Source organism: Stenotrophomonas sp. C3(2023) (assembly GCF_032911385.1).
Classification (GTDB): domain Bacteria; phylum Pseudomonadota; class Gammaproteobacteria; order Xanthomonadales; family Xanthomonadaceae; genus Stenotrophomonas.
On the sequence record NZ_JAWJLO010000001.1, the window covers coordinates 3,095,706 to 3,113,822 of the forward strand.

Annotated in this window: 14 protein-coding genes; 3 read left to right on the forward strand and 11 right to left on the reverse strand. The window is 66.2% G+C overall.

The window, feature by feature from the left end:
- The first annotated feature begins 104 nt into the window (after positions 1-104).
- Positions 105-764, forward strand: coding sequence for a TetR family transcriptional regulator (locus RZA67_RS13760; RefSeq protein WP_317213289.1), 660 nt, complete (start codon positions 105-107; stop codon positions 762-764).
- Between the two features lie 139 nt (positions 765-903).
- On the opposite strand, the gene hslU is transcribed toward RZA67_RS13760, so the two are convergent.
- The 10 genes from hslU to RZA67_RS13810 all read right to left on the reverse strand — a co-directional run bounded on the left by hslU (position 904) and on the right by RZA67_RS13810 (position 13,728).
- Positions 904-2,283, reverse strand: coding sequence for an ATP-dependent protease ATPase subunit HslU (gene hslU / locus RZA67_RS13765; protein ID WP_317213290.1), 1,380 nt, complete (start codon positions 2,281-2,283; stop codon positions 904-906).
- 60 nt (positions 2,284-2,343) lie between these two features.
- Entirely contained in the window at positions 2,344-2,895 is a 552-nt protein-coding gene (hslV, locus tag RZA67_RS13770) for an ATP-dependent protease subunit HslV (protein WP_317213291.1), read from the reverse strand.
- A 106-nt stretch (positions 2,896-3,001) separates the two neighbouring features.
- Positions 3,002-3,208: a DUF3079 domain-containing protein gene (locus RZA67_RS13775; protein WP_317213292.1), complete on the reverse strand. Its 207-nt coding sequence runs from the start codon at positions 3,206-3,208 to the stop codon at positions 3,002-3,004.
- Between the two features lie 109 nt (positions 3,209-3,317).
- Entirely contained in the window at positions 3,318-3,845 is a 528-nt protein-coding gene (locus RZA67_RS13780) for a fimbrial protein (RefSeq protein WP_317213293.1), read from the reverse strand.
- A gap of 408 nt (positions 3,846-4,253) precedes the next feature.
- A complete protein-coding gene (gene xerC, locus RZA67_RS13785; protein ID WP_317213294.1) occupies positions 4,254-5,123 on the reverse strand; it encodes a tyrosine recombinase XerC in 870 nt (289 codons plus the stop codon).
- Between the two features lie 72 nt (positions 5,124-5,195).
- Positions 5,196-5,870 carry a DUF484 family protein gene (locus RZA67_RS13790; protein WP_317213295.1) on the reverse strand — a complete coding sequence of 225 codons (675 nt, stop codon included), beginning with the start codon at positions 5,868-5,870 and terminating at the stop codon, positions 5,196-5,198.
- Entirely contained in the window at positions 5,867-6,718 is an 852-nt protein-coding gene (gene dapF / locus RZA67_RS13795; RefSeq protein ID WP_317213296.1) for a diaminopimelate epimerase, read from the reverse strand. Before dapF ends, RZA67_RS13790 begins: the two co-directional genes overlap by 4 nt.
- Complete coding sequence (locus RZA67_RS13800; protein ID WP_317213297.1) at positions 6,711-6,974, reverse strand: lipoprotein; 264 nt, start codon at positions 6,972-6,974, stop codon at positions 6,711-6,713. Before RZA67_RS13800 ends, dapF begins: the two co-directional genes overlap by 8 nt.
- An 85-nt stretch (positions 6,975-7,059) precedes the next feature.
- Positions 7,060-10,866 (reverse strand): autotransporter domain-containing protein, encoded by a 3,807-nt coding sequence (locus RZA67_RS13805; protein WP_317213298.1) that lies wholly within the window; start codon positions 10,864-10,866, stop codon positions 7,060-7,062.
- A gap of 750 nt (positions 10,867-11,616) precedes the next feature.
- Positions 11,617-13,728, reverse strand: a complete 2,112-nt coding sequence (locus RZA67_RS13810; protein WP_317213299.1) for a S9 family peptidase — start codon at positions 13,726-13,728, stop codon at positions 11,617-11,619.
- Between the two features lie 105 nt (positions 13,729-13,833).
- Here RZA67_RS13810 and RZA67_RS13815 point away from each other — a divergent pair, with 105 nt between their 5' ends.
- A complete protein-coding gene (locus RZA67_RS13815) occupies positions 13,834-15,033 on the forward strand; it encodes a pyridoxal phosphate-dependent aminotransferase (protein WP_317213300.1) in 1,200 nt (399 codons plus the stop codon).
- A 104-nt stretch (positions 15,034-15,137) separates the two neighbouring features.
- On the opposite strand, the gene RZA67_RS13820 is transcribed toward RZA67_RS13815, so the two are convergent.
- Positions 15,138-17,240 (reverse strand): prolyl oligopeptidase family serine peptidase, encoded by a 2,103-nt coding sequence (locus tag RZA67_RS13820; RefSeq protein ID WP_317213301.1) that lies wholly within the window; start codon positions 17,238-17,240, stop codon positions 15,138-15,140.
- A 238-nt stretch (positions 17,241-17,478) separates the two neighbouring features.
- Between RZA67_RS13820 and RZA67_RS13825 the strand changes: the two genes are divergently transcribed.
- On the forward strand, positions 17,479-18,081 hold the full coding sequence (locus tag RZA67_RS13825; protein ID WP_317213302.1) for a lipocalin family protein: 603 nt from the start codon (positions 17,479-17,481) through the stop codon (positions 18,079-18,081).
- Positions 18,082-18,117 lie beyond the last annotated feature (36 nt).

Here is an 18,117-nt window from a genome sequence, read left to right on the forward strand (position 1 = left end):
ACCGGAGCGCGCACCTGTGGCGATCATGGGGCGCAAATATACATACATGACTGTTTGTTTGTAAAGCAGTACACTGCAGCCACGTTTCACGCCCTTTCCGAGTGATGGCCCGCAAGACCAAAGAGGACACCCAGGCGACCCGCCAAGGCATCCTGGACGCCGCCGAGAGCTGCTTCCATGAACACGGTGTTGCCCGTACCACGCTGGAGATGATCGGGGCCCGCGCCGGCTACACCCGCGGCGCGGTCTACTGGCACTTCAAGAACAAGAACGAGGTGTTGGCGGCCGTGTTCGACCGGGTGCACCTGCCTTTCATGCAGGAGCTCGACCGCGCTGCCAATGAGACGCGTGACACTCCGGTGCAGGACCTCCGATCAGTGATCCTGAACTCGCTGCATGACCTCGCCCATGACGAACGCCTGCGCAAGACCATGGAGATCATGCTGCGCAGCGACAGTTCGGTGGAAAACAAGGTGCTGGCCGACATGCAGCAGGAAGGCTTCCGCGATGGCATGGATCGGATGACGCTGGCGCTGCGCCGTGCCGAGCAGCTGGGCCAGCTGCGGCCGGGTGTGCAGCCGGAAACGGTGACCCGCATGCTGCATGCCACCGTACTGGGCGTCATGCACAGCGCGATGGTCGAGCCTGATCTGATGGATCTGGTACGTGACGGCACCCTTGCATTGGACATGACCCTGACTGCCTTCGTGCGCGAAGGCGTGTTCGAGCCGGGCAGCGCGCCGATGCCTCCGGCTGGCGGTTGAGGCGCCACCCGCGGCGCAGGGCCTGGCGCCGGTAGACCCAGAGCGACGTTACATCAGTCGCCGTCAACGGCAGAAAGCGCCCAAGCGGGCGCTTTCTGTGTGCAACACCTCCAGCCCCCCTTTCGCGTCCGGGAGCGGCTCAGAGAATGTAACGGCTCAGGTCGGGATCCTTGACCAGCTCACCAAGGTGCTGATCGACGTACGCGGTGTCGATCACCAGTGTCTCGCCATCACGATCCGGTGCCTCATAGCTCAGCGAGTCCAGAAGCCGCTCCAGCACGGTGTGCAGACGACGGGCACCAATATTCTCCTGGCGCTCGTTGACCTGGAAGGCGATCTCGGCGAGCCGGTCGATGGCATCCGGTGCAAAGCTGACCTTGACCCCCTCGGTCGCCAGCAGCGCTTCGTACTGCTTGGTCAGCGCCGCCTTGGGTTCGGTGAGGATGCGCACGAAGTCCTGCTTGCTCAGCGCGCCCAGCTCCACGCGGATCGGGAAACGACCCTGCAGTTCGGGAATCAGATCGCTCGGCTTGGCCAGGTGGAACGCGCCGGATGCCACGAACAGGATATGGTCGGTCTTGATCGTGCCGTATTTGGTCGAGACGTTGGAGCCTTCCACCAGCGGCAGCAGGTCGCGCTGCACTCCCTCGCGCGAAACATCGCCGCCGTTGGAGCCCGCATCATTGCGCTTGGCCACCTTGTCGATCTCGTCGATGAACACGATGCCGTGCTGTTCGCAGGCTTCAATGGCTGCGGTGCGGATATCGTCCTCGTTGACCAGCTTGCCGGCCTCTTCCTCCACCAGCAGCGGACGCGCCGCCTTGATGGTCAAGGTACGCTTCTGCGCCTTGGCGGCACCGCCCAGATTGGCGAACATCGATTTGAGCTGTTGGCCCATCTCTTCCATGCCAGGCGGGGTCATGATGTCCATGCTGACGTTGGTCGCCAGATCGAGCTCGATCTCACGGTCATCCAGCTCGCCGTTGCGCAGCATGCGGCGGAACTTGATGCGGGTTTCGCCGTCCTGCGCCGACGGCTCGTTGCGGGCGGCCTCGGCGTCAAAGCCGATGCCGGCGCTGCGACGCGGCAGCAGCGCATCGAGAATGCGGTCCTCGGCGCGCTCTTCGGCCTGGGTGCGCACGCGCACCTTGGCCTGCTCGCGGTACAGCTTCACTGCGGTGTCGGCCAGGTCGCGGATGATCTGCTCGACATCCTTGCCTACGTAGCCGACCTCGGTGAAGCGGGTGGCCTCGACCTTGACGAACGGCGCGTTGGCCAGCGTCGCCAGGCGACGTGCGATTTCGGTCTTGCCGACGCCGGTCGGACCGATCATCAGAATGTTCTTGGGCATGACCTCATTACGCAGCTCAGTGGGCAGCTGCATGCGGCGCCAGCGGTTGCGCAGCGCGATGGCGACCGCGCGCTTGGCGTCGTGCTGGCCGACGATATGCCGGTCCAGCTCCTGCACGATCTCGCGCGGCGTCATGGTGGCGGAAGAGGTTTCGATCTTGTGCGGCATGGGGTTACTCACGGATTCGGGTGCATATGAAGCCGAGCCGTGCTCGGCTGACAGGCAGCGTCAGAGCTCTTCGACCACGACATTGCGGTTGGTGTAGATGCAGATATCACCCGCGATGGTGATGGCCTCGCTGGCGATCGTGCGCGCGTCCAGCCCGGTGTGCGCCACCAGTGCACGCGCGGCGGAAAGCGCGTAGGAGCCGCCGGAACCAATGGCGATGATGCCGTCTTCCGGTTCGATCACATCACCGGTGCCGCTGATGATCAGCGATGTCTCCTTGTCGGCCACCGCCAGCAGCGCCTCGAGCTTGCCGAGGCGACGCTCGGTGCGCCAGTCCTTGGCCAGCTCCACCGCGGCACGCTGCAGCTGGCCGTGTTTTTCGAGCTTGGCCTCGAACAGCTCGAACAGCGTGAACGCGTCGGCCGCCGCGCCAGCGAAGCCCGCCAGCACCTGGCCGTCACGCCCGAGACGCCGGACCTTGCGCGCATTGCCCTTCATCACCGTATGACCCAGGGTCACCTGGCCGTCACCGGCGATGGCCACGTGCTCACCGCGACGGACGCAGACGATGGTGGTGGCGTGGAAAACGTTGGGATTCTGACTTGGGTCCATGATGCCTCCGGGGGTACAGACCAGAGGTGGGGACGCCCACGCCCCCTTCAAGCAGTCTGCGACGTCGATTCAGGTTGGCGGCGGAACATCCGTCTGCCGCCGCGGTTCACTCCACGAGCTTGACGTGCGAGCGGCGCTGGGGATCAGGTTGCAGACCCCAGTCCAGATACCACTGCTCGCCCTGGCTCTCGACCGGGTGCAACACCCGGCCCGAGCCATTGCCGCAGGCCAGCTGCTCAGGCGCGCAGTAACGGTCACAGCCCCAGCACAGGCGTTCGGGGTGGCGCGGATTGATTGGAAAGGGACGCGCCATGAAATGCTCCGGCCAGGATGGGATGCACATCCTGCACGGACGCGGCCGCGTGCGCCCTGATCGAAGTCAAATACAGCTGGCGACCACAGGCATCACCGCCACGCGACGCTTACGGATAGTCGAGCAGATACTGCAGCCGGCTGTACACACTGCCCGTCGATGCAGGACCGGTCGCCTGGTAGGCAACTTTCCAGCCAAGCTGGGCGACCCCGCCGCGGTCCAGCTGCGCCACCTGCAGGTTCGGAGCGTTGAGGTCGATGTCCCGGCCCTGTGCATCGAGCAGGACCAGTTCAACGCCGGTCGCCGTGCCCCGGTTATGCAGACGTCCACCGGCGGTGGTATCACCCGCACTGACCAGACGTGCGCTTACCTGTTCCTGCCTGCACGGCGCATCGCGGCTTCCTACCTGCAGCACGAAGGCCTGTGCAGGTCCCCGCTGGCGCGGCGCGGCAAGGCGGCCACGCTCGATGGGGGGCAACGCCACGGTGAAGTCAGTGCCCGCACCTGACATGCCACTCACCGGCTCGACCACACACGTGGTTTCCACGACCCGTCCAACGAAGGTGAACGTCCCGGTCTGTGCGTGTGCAGTGCCGACGGCCAGCATGGCTGCGACCAGCAACGGAAGCTTTTTCACATCGGTCCCCTTCGTAATGACAGGGTGCGCGCGGCTCCACCGCTGCACGTCCGGTCTGGATCAGGCCATCCTCGCCCTGCTCCCGATACTAGGATGACGCGTCAGGCTTGTCCTATCGTTTTTGCACATCGTTGCAGTCACTTTTAGCGCACTGCGACGATGGATGTCGTTTTCCCATCTTGAAACGGGACGAAAAGAGACGAATGAGCATGGAAAGCCCTGACACGTCGAAGGGCATTAATGAGCTGGTCAAGAGCACTTGGATCAGGGCGAACCATACCCGCCGCGTACCCAGCGCAGCAGCGGACCGCCACCCGTGCTGGTAGCCGACCCATGGTCGGCTTGCGCGCGCAGCGCGGCAGGGCCACCGCGACCTGTACGTAGAGCAGCCGACCGTGGGGGTCGGCTCTACCTGCGCTTTGCGCGTGGATGTGCGGCGTCGTACACCTTGGCCAGATGCTGGAAATCCAGATGCGTATAGATCTGCGTCGTTGCGATGTCCGCATGTCCCAGCAGCTCCTGCACCCCGCGCAGGTCCCCCGACGACTCCAGGATGTGGCTGGCAAAACTGTGCCGCAGCATATGCGGGTGCACATGCTTGAACAGCCCCTGGCGCTGCGCCAGCTGCTTGATCCGCACCTGCACCGCCCGCTGGCTGATCGGCCCGTTACGTCCCGGAAACACCGGTGCAGCCGCTGTGCCCCCGCTCTCGGCCCGCCACTCCTGCAGCGCGCGCCGCGCCGGCCCGCCGATCGGTACCCGGCGCTGGCGATTGCCCTTGCCCAGGACGGTCACCAGTCCAGCAGCGAAATCGAGGTCCCGCCATACCAGCCCGCACAGCTCGCTCAGACGCAGGCCCGACGAATAGAACAGTTCCAGCAGCGCGCGGTCGCGACGCCCCAGCTCCCCCTCGGTCGGCAGCTCGACCAGCTGCACGGCCTCGTCCGCGTCGAGCACCTGCGGCAGTCGACGTGGCGCGCGCGGCGCTTTCAGTCCGAGTGTCGGGTCGACCTCGATCCGGTGATGCCGGAGCTGCCAGCGGTAATAGCCGCGACAGGCCGACAGCCGGCGTTGCAGGCTGCTGGCCGACAGGCCCCGGCGGTGTTCATCGGCAATGAAACGGCGCAGCGCCTCACCATCGAGCGCGTCCACCCCGCTCTGCTGCGCCTGGGCCCAGTGCTGCAGCGCTTCCAGGTCGCGGCGATAGGCGTCCAACGTATGCGCGGACATGCGCCGCTCAATCGCCAGATGCTGCAGAAAGGCGGCTACCGCGTCCATGCAACACGCGAAGGCAGCACCACACAATGCCCGGCCGCCGCCACGGCATCATCCCGCCGCAGGTGCAGCCACTCAGTCATTGAACCGCTGCAGTGCCACCGCCAGCGCTTCCCCCATCATGCGCAGGAACAAGGTGCCCATGCCCGGGTAGAAGCGATTGGCATCGTGGCTGCCCACCGCGATCAGCCCCACACCCGGCAGGGGCAGCAGAGCCGTGGTCGATACCTGGTCGGCCTGGTCGCCGTACAGCACGCTGTTCTTTTCCGCCTGCAGGCGTCCACAGATCGGCTCGCCATCGGCGAGACAATCGCGGAACGGCGCCAGCCGCGCATCGTCGGCGGCGATCACCTGCAGCCACGGCGCCTGTTCCAGCCCGGCCACCGGGCGGTGGACCACCAGCCGCACCAGATCACCGGCGAAGTCTTCTTCCAGCGAGGCGGCCATCGCCCGCAGGGTATCGGCCGCCGTGCTCTGCCTGAGCAGGGCCAAGGTCAGCTGATGGGTCCGCACAGCAAGCCGTTCGTTGACCTGGGCGGTATGGCCCAGGTCGGACAGCCGTCGGGAAAGCTCACGGTTCTTGTCGCGCAGCACCTCCAGCTGGTAGCTGGCCAACGATGCGGTCGGGCCGTCATCGCGCGGCACCACCAGGGTCAGCGCCAGGTCCGGGAACTGCTTGAGGAACCCCGGGTGGCGCCGCAGCCAGGCGGCAACCTCATGGCCAGCGAGCTTCTCGACGGTCTCGGTCATGCGCTCCACTCTCCTTCAAAGACATGGGCGGTCGGGCCGGACATCACGATGGGCTGCCCTGCCCCCTCCCACTGGATGCGCAGCTCGCCGCCGCGCAGGCTGATACGCGCGTCATGCGCCAGGCGGCCGCGCTGCATCAGCACCACCGCTGCCGCGCACGCGCCACTGCCGCAGGCCAGGGTTTCGCCCACGCCGCGCTCGTACACACGCAGGCGCGCGTGGCCCGAATCAACAACCTGCGCAAAGCCGACGTTGACCGAGTCCGGGAACGAAGCGTGCTGCTGCAGCAGCGGCCCCATGCGGTCCACCGGCGCCGCATCGACCAGACCCACCTCGATGACCGCATGCGGATTGCCCAGCGACACCGCGCCGAAGCGCACCGTCTCACCCTGCAGCGGCAGCTGGTATTCCTCGCGCTCGCGGGCAAAGCCCATCAGCGGCACCTGGGCCGGCTCGAAGTCCGGTACGCCCATCACCACGGAGAACTGTCCACCGCCAAGATCCTGCACGGCATGGGTGCCCGCCGGGCTGTCGATGTTGAAGGTCGCGCTGGTGGCGACGCCGGAACGCACCAGCCAGGCCGCCACGCAGCGCGCACCGTTGCCACACTGCTGGGCAGAGGAGCCATCGGCATTCCAGATCCGGTAGGACGCCAGCGACCCTTCGCTGTGAGGCGCTTCAATGGTCAGAATCTGGTCGCAGCCGACGCCGGTGTGGCGATCTGCCAGGCGAGCGGCCAAGGCAGGGCTTGGCGGCGCGCTGCCGTCACGCAGATCCACCACGACAAAATCGTTGCCGGCGCCGTGCATCTTGCTGAAGCGAAGCACCAGGTTGGCTGCCTCAGCCATTGCCGGAACCGACCGGGCTGGAGGTCACCGGCGGCGTCGGCGCGTTGGCCGGCGGGACGTCCTGGTCGCCGTTGTCCAGGTTCAGATCCGTATCGTCACTGTCCTGCACCGGCTCGGCGGCAGGCTCGACCACCTCTTCCACCGGGACCGGCTCCTGCGGCAGGACCAGCGGGCCCTTGTTGCCACAGCCAGTGAGGAACAGCAGCCCGAAGGCCGCCAACGGAACACACAGAAAATGGGGGCGGAGAGTCTTCATGCCCTGAGTATAGCCATGTGCGCCTGAGCAGCGCCCGGGTAACGTGCACCGCCTGCCAGGCAGGCGGTGCACGGCGGTTACCGCATCAGAACCGGACGTGCCAGTTCAGGTATGCGCCGAGGTCGGTCAGACCATCGCCCTTGCGGCCCTGGGCGCCGAACTGCAGGCGGCTGCGTTCGGTCGTGTTGACCGCCACGGCCACATCGGCGACGCCGACGTTGCGCGCCATCGGAACGCCCTGAACCTGGAACGCATCGGCCCCTGCGACGATCTGGTGACGGCCGTACAGCTCGTCATCGCCGCCACTATGCTGCCAGGCAAGGCCGAAGGACAGCTGCGCCGCGTCGCTGGCGCCGCCGCTGATATCCCAGCTGGCGTGGGCACCGAGCGTAGCCGACCACCACGTGTCGGTCTCCTTGGCAACGGCCAGTGCGGCCGAGCCACCGGTTTCGCTGAAGGCGTCGCTCTGCAGACGGGTGTACGCCGCATTGAGGTAGGGAGTCAGCGTCCAGCCACCCAGGTCGGCATTGAAGCCCACCTCGGCAAAGCCGGTCAGTGCGTCGGCCGAAGTCGAGGCGGTCAGCCGCTGCGGGGCGCCGGCAATCCGCACGGTGCGCTGCACGTCCAGGTCGTAGTCGGCGTAGGTGACGCCACCACGCAGGTAGGACTGGCCCATGTCGGTGCCGGCGTACAGCCCGACGTACCGGGCATCGACATCGGTTTCGGCGATGCGTGCCTGGGCGGTGATCTTCGCATCCTGGTAGCCACCGGCCGCGCCGATGCGCCAGCCTTCAGACACCTGCCAGTCCACGCCCACCGAAACGCCCGTGCCGTTGATGCGGTGTTTGCCGGCATTGCTGTTCCCATCCAGCGTGGTGCGGCTGCCACCGGCCGATACCCACCCGGCCACATCACCCGCCTGCAGCGCGCTGGCCAACGTCCACCGGCTGTCCATGGCATCACGCAGGAAGTGGTCCTGCAGCAGCAGCGCGCGGTTGCTGGGGAACACGTCGCCGGACAGGTCGTCGAAGGCCATGCGGGCTTCTTCGGCACTGTGCATCAGCAGCTGGTTGTAGAGGGCCAAGGCGGCGCCGCTCTGCTGCAGCGTATCCAGCGACGCAGCGACGCGGGCCTGGTTGTAGCTCTGCGCCACGCTGCCGAACACCAGCGGCGGCGGGGCGACCGGATCGACCGGCGGCGCAGGGTCGACCGGGGTCACCGGGTCGACGGGGTCAACCGGGGGCGTCGGATCAACCGGATCGACCGGGTCAACCGGATCCACCGGGTCCACCGGATCCACCGGGTCAACCGGGTCAACCGGGTCCACCGGGTCCACCGGGTCCACCGGGTCCACCGGATCAACCGGATCGACCGGGTCGACCGGATCCACCGGATCCACCGGATCCACCGGCGGCAGGCTGTTGAGCGCGATGTTCAGCGCCACGCTGTTGCCCGTGTAGGCCAGCGTCGGGGTGATGAAAGCCGACTTGCTGACCACGTCGGCGAAGGTGCCTTCCACACCACCGGCCGCTTCGAGGATCACGTAGCTCTGCCCGTTCTGGTAGCTGGTCTGCGCGTCGAGCGCATTGACGCGCACGCCGGCTTCGCCACGGCTGGAGCCGATGGTGGCCTTGCCGGTGGCCACCACGCGGTCGGCGCTGCCGTCACCCTTGATGTCCACGTCGAAGAAGGCCTTCTCGTAGGCAGTCAGGGTCGGTTCCCACACCGTCAGGCCGCTGTTGATGATGCTGTTGAAGCCGACATCACCCTGCACGTTGAACGTGCCCACGCCGTCGGCGCCAGGTGCCAGCACACCGCCATGGACGATCGACACGGTGCCGGTGTTGCCGGTACCGCTGAGCACGCCGCCATTGGAGGCGATCACGAACGACGAACGCTGCGTGCCATCCCACGACTTGCCGTTGGCCGCGTACAACGCACCCAGGTCGCCGTTGACCTGCAGTTCGCCCCCGCTCACGTACACCGCCTGCGGAGCCCACGTGGTACCGGCGCCCGCGCGGTCCTGGTTGGCCTGCAGGAAGGTGTCGCTGTTGATCACCAGCTTGCCGCCGACGTTGCGGATGACGCCGCCGAAGCCGGACAGATCGCCGCCGAGCGTGGTAGTCCCAGCCAGGTTGCGGATCACGCCGCTGGCATCGGTCACGCTCACCGCCGCGGTGGATACAACCGTGTGGTCGAAGCGGTAATCGGCATCGGTATGGTTGAAGTCGATCTCGGCACGTGCGCCGCCCAGCTCGATGCGGGTGGCGTCGGCCAGCACGCCTGCCGCTTCGGCGCCGCCAAAGACCATGGTCGGCACCGCCGTGTCGCCGGTGTGGCTGGTGATGGCACCGCCGATCACCAGGTGGCCGGCTGCACCGATGCTGATGCCGGTGGCACCCGCGTCGACCAGTCCGCCATCACTCACCACCAGCTGGCCGCGGTTGGCCACGGTGCTCTCGTTGTCGATGACAATACCGTTGCTGGCCACCAGCTGCGAGCCGGCGCCGTTGACCCGGGTGGCTTCCTGCTCACGCGCGTCGCGGCCGACATTGAACGCGAACTGGCCGCTGTGGATGCGCGCGGTATCGGTGCTGAGCACGGCGCCGTTGGTGATGGCCAGGTTGCCGCTGACATCCAGCGCACCGGCATTGGTCCAGCGGGTCTGCGCACCCTCCACGCTCAGGGTGTGGATCGTCGATTCGGCACTGTCGCGCACCGAGGCGCTGCCACTGGTGATCTGCGCACCGTTGCTGAAGGTCGCATTGGAGGTTGCCGCCAGCAGGCCGTTGACGGTCAGGGTGCTGCCGTCGACGCTCAGCTTGCCGGCCGCCGGGCGGGCCACATTGCCGCCCAGATCGTCCATGCGCAGGTTGCCCACCTCGACGGTGGAGCCTTCACTGACGCTCAGCGTGCCGCGACGGCCTTCGGAAATCGTCAGCCGGTTGGCCACCTTGACCGAACTGGCACCGTTGACCACCACATCGCCGCCGCCGGAGAGGCCGGAGCCGATCAGCATGCTGTTGGCATTGATGCTGCCGCCGGTGTTCACGTTCAGCGTGCCCACGCCATCACCACTGGAGCTGCCATCGGTGCCGATGGCCAGACGCCCGCCCACGGTGAGCGCGCCGCTGTCGGCCACGGTCGCAGTACCCGCCGCATAGCGGCCCAGCAGCAGGCCACGGTTGAGCACCTGCAGCTCGGAACCGGCGCCGCTGATGTCCAGCGTCGCCGCCCTGTTGATGCCGATCTCGGCGTCGGCGCCCGTGCCGTTGACCACCGCGCGTGCGCCGGAGCTCAGCGAGAGCGCGCCGTCACCCTGCATGCCTACATACAGCGAACCGGTGGTGAGCTGGGTACCGGTGTTGGCCAGCACCACCCGGCCCTGCGAGCCCGCATTCTGACCTACGCGCAGCGAACTGATGGTGGAGCGGCCACCATTGCGCAGGTCCACCGTACCGTTGCCGTTGAGCCCCACGGTAAAGCGCCCATTGACGTTGAACTGGGCGTTGGGGCCATCCACCTCGACGCTGGCCACGGTGCCGGCATCGCGCGCGACGGCCGAGTTGTTGTCCACGCTGGACGCATTGACCACGCCGTTGCCAGTGACGCGCAGCTTCGCATTGCCGGTGGCGCCGATGATCAGGTCATCACCGAACACCTGGGTGTCGGTGATTTCGCGGTCGGCATCGATCAGCGTGTCGACGGCAAACGCGCTGCCCACCGGGACGCTGCACATCAGGGTGATGGCAGCGGCGAGCAGGCTGCGGCGAAGCGGCGAGTCGGAGGCGCCGCCGGCGCTGCCGGCGCTGCCGGCGCGGGTGGTCAGTTCGGAGGTCACCTGCATGACCCCCAGCTGGCGGTTGAAGACAAGGCGGTAAATGCGATTCATTGATTCCTCTGTACGCCTCTGCGAGGCAAAGCGTCCCTGCTCCGAAGCGCGGAGGCGCTGCGGCGGGTGGCGTTCTGTGGACGGGGATGAGCTGACAACGCGGACCACGCGGTGGTCGGGCCAACTGACTGGGGCGGGTGACGGGTCCTGCTCACTCCTTGAGCGCTGTGATGGCACCGTCGATGCGGTGGTGGCCCTCATGGCCGGATGCGTGGCGACCATACGTGCCAGCACGGCGTCATTATCCTGACGCCTTCAGCATCACCCATCAGGATTACACCCTACGTCCCTGTAGGTGTTTTCCGATAAACCGTGAAAATGCGTTGAAAATGCGAACCAGTTCACTGATTGCCACGCAGTCATCACAGCCGCAGGATCAAACGCGTGATGGCCAGACAACATCGAGCGCCACGCAAGCACGGCTGCGCCGCAGAGGCGTGATGACCACCAGCTGCGTCCCACGCGTGAGGAAGCCGGTAGGTGACGACCGTTGGTCGTCACGCTGGTGTCGCCACACATCCAGCACAAACCCGCGCGCCGACCAGACAACATCGGGCGCTACGAAAGCACGGCTACGCCGCAGAGGCGTGACGACCAACGGTCGTCACCTACCAACAGCTGCAGCGCGTGGTGAAGCCGGTAGGTGACGACCGTTGGTCGTCACGCCGTTGCCGCGACCCCACATCCGGCGTGGCGCGCAGCGCGCTCGCCGGGCAGAGCCCGGCGCTACAAAGGCACGGCTGTGCGCGGTTACCTGGTGATGTCCACGCCGAGCTGCTGCAGAACGAAGGCATACGACTCGGCCAGCTCCTGATAGCGGCGGAACCGCCCGGACTTGCCACCGTGGCCGGCTTCCATGTTGGTCCGGAACACGATCGGCGCGCTGCCGGTGTTGTGATCCCGCAGCCTGGCCACCCACTTGGCCGGCTCCCAGTACTGCACCTGCGAATCCCACAGCCCGGTGCCGACGAACAGCGCGGGATACGTCTGCGCGACGACGTTGTCGTACGGGGAGTACTTCAGCATGTAGTCGTAGTACGTCTTCTGCTCCGGGTTGCCCCACTCGTCATACTCGTTGGTCGTCAGCGGGATGGTCGGGTCGAGCATCGTGGTCACCACGTCGACGAACGGAACCTGCGCCACCATCACGCGGTAATCCTGTGGGGCCTGGTTGGCTACCGCGCCCATCAGCAGGCCACCGGCACTGCCGCCGGAGGCTGCCACGCGGTCAGGCGCTGCCCAGCCCTGCTTGACCAGCTCACGGGTGACATCGACGAAGTCGTTGAACGTGTTCTGCTTGTGCAGCAGCTTGCCGTTCTCGTACCAGTCGCGGCCCATCTCCTGGCCGCCCCGGATGTGCGCGATGGCGTAGACCACGCCCCGGTCAAGCAGACTCACCACGGTCTGGTTGAAGTAGGGGTCCATCGACGAGCCATAACTGCCATAGGCGTACTGGTACAGCGCACCGCTGCCATCCTTGGAGTAACCCTTGCGATAGACCAGCGACACCGGCACCTTGACCCCATCGCGCGCGGTGACCCAGACCCGCTCGGTCTCGTACCTGTCAGCGTCATAGCCTATCACCGGCTGCTGTTTGAGCTGACGGCGCTCGCCGGTTGCGGTGTTGAGCTCATACACCGTGGTCGGCGTGGTCATCGAGGTGTATACGTACCGCAGCCAAGGCGTGTCACCTTCGGTGTTGTCACCGATGCCCATCGAATAGGCCGGCTCATCGGCCTTGACGTAGTCGCTGCGGCCGTCAGCGAACAGCAGGCGGATGCGCTCCAGACCCTGCGAACGCTCGCTGATCGCCGTGTACGTGTCAAACAGCTCGAAGCCTTCGATATAGACCGCATCGTCATGCGCGATCCAATCCTGCCACTGTGCACGCGAGGTCGCGTTGCTCGGCGCGGTGACAATCCTGAAGTTCTTCGCACCATCATTGGTGCGGATGACCCAGCGCCCGTTGTAATGGTCGGCGCCGTATTCCACATCGCGCTGGCGCGGCGCCAGCACCGTGAACGTGCTGGGGTCGCTGGCCGGCGCGTAGCGCTCCTCCGAGCTGACCGTGCTGTGCACGCCGATGGTGATGAAGCGGTCGTCGCGGGTCCGGCCAAGGCCCATGTAGAAGCTGTCATCTTTTTCTTCGTAGACCACCACGTCCTGGCTGACCGGCGTGCCCAGTACGTGCTTCTTGACCCGCACGGTGAGCAGGGTCTCCGGATCGTTCTCCACATACAGCACCGTGCGATTGTCATCGGCCCACACCACATCGCCGGAGGTACCGGGAATCACATCGTCCAGCACCTTGCCGCTGGCCAGGTCCTTGAAGCGCAGGGTGTACTGGCGGCGGCCCACATCGTCGTCGGCCCACGCCATCAGGCGGTTGTTCTGGCTGATCTCCATGCCACCGACACTGAAGTAACCCTTGCCCTCAGCCATCGTGTTGACGTTGAGCAGCACCTCTTCGGCGCCGTCCATGCTGCCTTCGCGCCGCGCATGGATCGGGTAGTCCTGGCCGGTCTCATAGCGGGTGTAGTACCAGTAGCCCCGCTCGCGCACCGGCACACTCGCGTCGTCCTGCTTGATGCGCCCGACGATTTCCTGGTACAGCGTTTCCTGCAGGGGCTTGAGCGGGGCCAGCACCTGGTCCGCGTACGCGTTCTCGGCGTTGAGGTAGGCCAGCATCGCCTTGTCCTCGCGCTTGTCGTCACGCAGCCAGTAGTAGTCGTCGTTGCGGGTCGCGCCAAAAGGCGCTTTCACCGTATGCGGGCGCTTTTCAACGTCGGGCGGGGCTACGGGGGCGGCGGTGGTGGTGGTAGTCATCAAGGTCGCAAGCAGCAGGCTGAGAGGGGTTTTCATTGATAGGATCCGGGGGCTTCCATGTCAGCCGACCCGCGCGCGGGAGGGTCGGGAAGCCTTGACTGTAGCATTACCCCCGATGCGGGGCCGGCGTACCATGACCGCATGAACACCCCCTTCCCCGCAGACCGATACAGCCAGCGCAGCCAGCAGATCGCCCCGTTCCACGTGATGACCCTGCTGGCGCGTGCGCAGGCGCTTGAGCAGGCCGGCCACGATGTGATCCATCTGGAAATCGGCGAACCGGACTTCACCACCGCTGAGCCCGTCGTGCGCGCCGGACAGCAGGCACTGGCTGCCGGCCACACCCGCTACACCGCCGCCCGGGGCCTGCCGGCGCTGCGGGAGGCCATCGCGGGTTTCTACGGCTCGCGTTATCGGCTCGACATCGATCCGCAGCGCATCCTGATCACGCCCGGTGGTTCCGGTGCACTGCTGCTCGCCAGCAGTCTGCTGGTCGACCCGGGCCGCCATTGGCTGCTGGCCGATCCCGGCTATCCGTGCAACCGGCATTTTCTGCGGCTGGTCGAGGGCGCTGCGCAGCTGATCCCGGTGGGACCGCAGAGCGCCTACCAGCTCACGCCGGAGCTGGTGCAGCAGCATTGGAACGGCGACAGCGTCGGTGCACTGGTGGCGTCACCGGCCAACCCGACCGGCACCGTGCTGGCGGCCGACCAGCTGGCCGCCTTGTCGGCTTCACTGCACACGCGCGGCGGGCATCTGGTTGTTGACGAGATCTACCACGGCCTGACCTACGGGCTGGATGCACCCAGCGTGCTGGAGGTGGACGACGATGCATTCGTGCTCAACAGCTTCTCCAAGTATTTCGGCATGACCGGCTGGCGCCTGGGCTGGCTTGTGGCACCGCCGCAGGCGGTGCCCGAGCTGGAGAAACTGGCGCAGAATCTGTACATCAGCGCTTCCAGCATCGCCCAGCATGCGGCACTGGCGTGTTTCAGCGACGAGGCCATGGCGGTGTTCGAGCAGCGTCGGCATGCCTTCGCACAGCGCCGTGACTTCCTGTTGCCGGCCTTGCGCGAGCTGGGCTTCCGCATCGAAATCGAGCCGCAGGGCGCGTTCTATCTGTACGCAGATGTCAGCGCCTTCACCGATGATGCGCAGGCGTTCTGCAGGCATTTCCTCGAAACCGAGCATGTGGCCTTTACGCCCGGGCTGGATTTCGGCTTCCATCGTGCCAACCAGCACGTACGACTGGCCTACACCCAGCCGGTGGAGCGCCTGCAGCAGGCGGTGGAGCGCATCGCGCGCGGCCTGCGCAGCTGGAGCGGTGCCGGCGGTGGCTGAGCCCGGTGGGTGACGGCCATCGGCCGTCACCACGCTGATACGCGCGCATGCAGAAAAAACGCCGCCCGAAGGCGGCGTTGTTCATTGCAGGCGTTCCCGTTGACTCACTTGCCGCCCAGACGCTCCCACAGGAAGCTGTAGGCCAGCGCGGACATGTGCGCGGCCTGCGCATTGTTGGCCGCACCGCCGTGACCGCCTTCGATGTTCTCGTAGTAGGTCACGTCCTTGCCGGCGTCCATCATCAGCGCCGCCATCTTGCGCGCGTGGCCCGGGTGCACGCGGTCATCGCGGGTCGAGGTGGTGAACAGCACCGGCGGGTAGGTCTTGTTGGCATCGAACAGGTGATACGGCGAGAAGGTCTTGATGAACTCCCAGTCGCTGGTATCCGGGTTGCCGTACTCGGCCATCCACGAGGCGCCGGCCAGCAGGTGGCTGTAGCGCTTCATGTCCAGCAGCGGTACCTGTACCACCACCGCACCGAACAGCTCCGGGTACTGGGTAAGCATGTTGCCGGTGAGCAGGCCGCCGTTGCTGCCGCCCTGCACGCCCAGGTGCTGCGGCGAGGTGATGCGGCGCGTGGTCAGGTCGCGGGCGACGGCGGCCATGTCCTCGTACGCCTTGTGACGGTTCTGCTTCAGCGCCGCCTGGTGCCAGCGCGGGCCGTACTCACCGCCGCCACGGATGTTGGCGACCACATACACCCCGCCCTTTTCCAGCCAGGCGCGGCCCATGCCGCCGGAGTAGCCCGGGGTCAGCGAGATCTCGAAGCCGCCGTAGCCGTACAGGAGGGTCGGGTTGGAGCCATCGAGCTTCATGTCCTTGTCGTGCACCACGAAGTACGGCACGCGGGTGCCGTCCTTGCTGGTGGCAAAGTGCTGCTCGATGACCTTGCCTTCGGCATTGAAGAACGCCGGCATGGTCTTCAGCGTTTCCGGCGCCTTGCCGATCTCGGCCAGCGCCAGCGTGGTCGGGGTCAGGTAGTCGGTGGCGGTCAGCCACACCGCGTCGCTCTCATTGCTGTCCACCGCGCCCACACCGAGCGTGCCGAAGGCCGGGGCGCCGACGAACTCACTGGTGGTCCAGCCGCTGGCCCCGTGGGTCAGTACCGAAAGACGGTTCTTGACGTCGTCCAGCACATTGAGCACCACGTGGTTCTTCGTCCATACCGCACCGGCCAGCGAGGTGGTGTCGGTCGGCGCGAACAGCACGTCGAACTCGCGCTTGCCCGCCAGGAAAGCATCCAGGCGGGTGGCCAGCAGCGAGCCGGCCGCATAGGTCTTGCCACCGACCGTCCAGGGTTCGCGCAGCTCCAGGGTCAACCAGTCCTTGTGCAGGCTCTTTTCGGCCGAGTTCGGCGCATCGATCCGGGTCAGCTTGGCGTCGTCGCCAAGCAGGTAGACCTCGTTGTTGTAGAAGGCCAGCGTGCGGCTGACCAGGTTGCGCTCGTAACCGGGCGTGTCGTCGTGGAAGGCGGCGATGTACATGTCATCGGCCTTGCCTTCGTAGACCACGCGGGCCTCGGCCATCGGCGTGCCGCGGGTCCAGCGCTTGGCCACGCGCGGATAGCCCGAGCTGGTCATCGTGCCATCGCCGAAGTCGGTGTAGACGAACACATTATCGCTGTCGATCCACCCCAGCCCGCCCTTGGATTCGGGACGGAAGAAGCCGTCGGTGACCCAGCGCTTGTTGGCCAGGTCGAACTCGCGGGTCACATCGGCATCAGCACCACCACGCGACAGCGCGATCAGGCAGCGGCTGTAGTCCGGACGCAGGCAGTCAGCGCCGTGCCACACCCAGTTCTCGCCCTCGGCCTTGTTCAATGCGTCCAGGTCCAGCACGGTCTCCCACTTCGGCGCGGCCTTGCGGTACTCCTCCAGCGTGGTGCGGCGCCACAGGCCACGCTCGTGCTGCTGGTCCTTCCAGAAGTTGTAGTAGTAATCGCCAATCTTGGTGACGCCCGGGATCTTCGCGTCCGAGTCGAGCACTTCACGGATGCTCGCCTCCATCGCCTTGAACTGCGGGGTCTGGGCCAGACGGCCTTCGGACCTGGCGTTCTGCTCCCTGACCCACGCCAGCGGTTTGTCACCGGTGACCTCCTCCAGCCAGGCGTAGCGGTCGGCAGGCGAGTTTTCAGCGGCCATCGCGGTCCCCGCGGAGGCGGCCGTCAGCATGCCGGCCAGAAGGCAGGCAGAAGTGAGTTTTGACATTGCGGTTCCTGGCAGTCATAAGCGCCCAGAAACTAGCACTGGCCCGCCGCTCCAGCCTGTGTCGAAGGTCAGGTGAGCCGCCAGTGGGCCGCGCGGATCAATGGGTAGGTCAGCCGCCGGATCAGCGGGGCAGAGCTCCGCTCTACACGCAGCGGAATACCTTCACCCGCAGCCCATTGACGGACCTGCGCACACCGCCGACCATGCTCGGGCAAGCCCTGAACGGAGCCCGCTGCAGATGTTCCTGATCCGCCCGATGTGCGCTGTGCTGCTGTCCGCCCTGCTGGCCGGACCTGCTGTCGCAGCCGTTGATCCGCCCGCAGCGGTGTCCGCTGCGGCCAACCGTGGCGATCCCTCCGCGCCGGTCGACCTGCAACGCTTCATGGGCACCTGGTATGTCATCGGCCGTGTGCCGAACATGATCGAGCGCGGCCATGTGGCCAGCGTCAATGAGTACACTCTGCGCGATTCGCAGAAGGTCAGCATCGTCTACCGCTACCGGGAAGGCTTCGGCGAGCCGGTCGAGGAGCTGAAAGCGCGTGCCAGCGTCGATGAGGACAGCGGCAACCATAGGTGGCGCACGTGGTTCTACCGGGTTATCCCGACCAACTCCCGGGTGCTGGAAGTGGCGCCCGACTACTCCTGGGCACTGATCGGTTATCCCGGCCGCGAAATGGCCTGGATCTTCGCACGCAAGCCGGACATGGACCGCGAGCTGTACCGCGAACTGGCCGCGCGTCTGCGTGACGAATACGGGGTGAACACCGACAAGCTGAAGCGGGTACCACAACATCCCGAACAGGTCGATCGCCTAGGCTTCGAGGTTCCGAACGTTCGCTGAAGAACGCGCCTGATGCGACATTCAAAGGCAGTACGG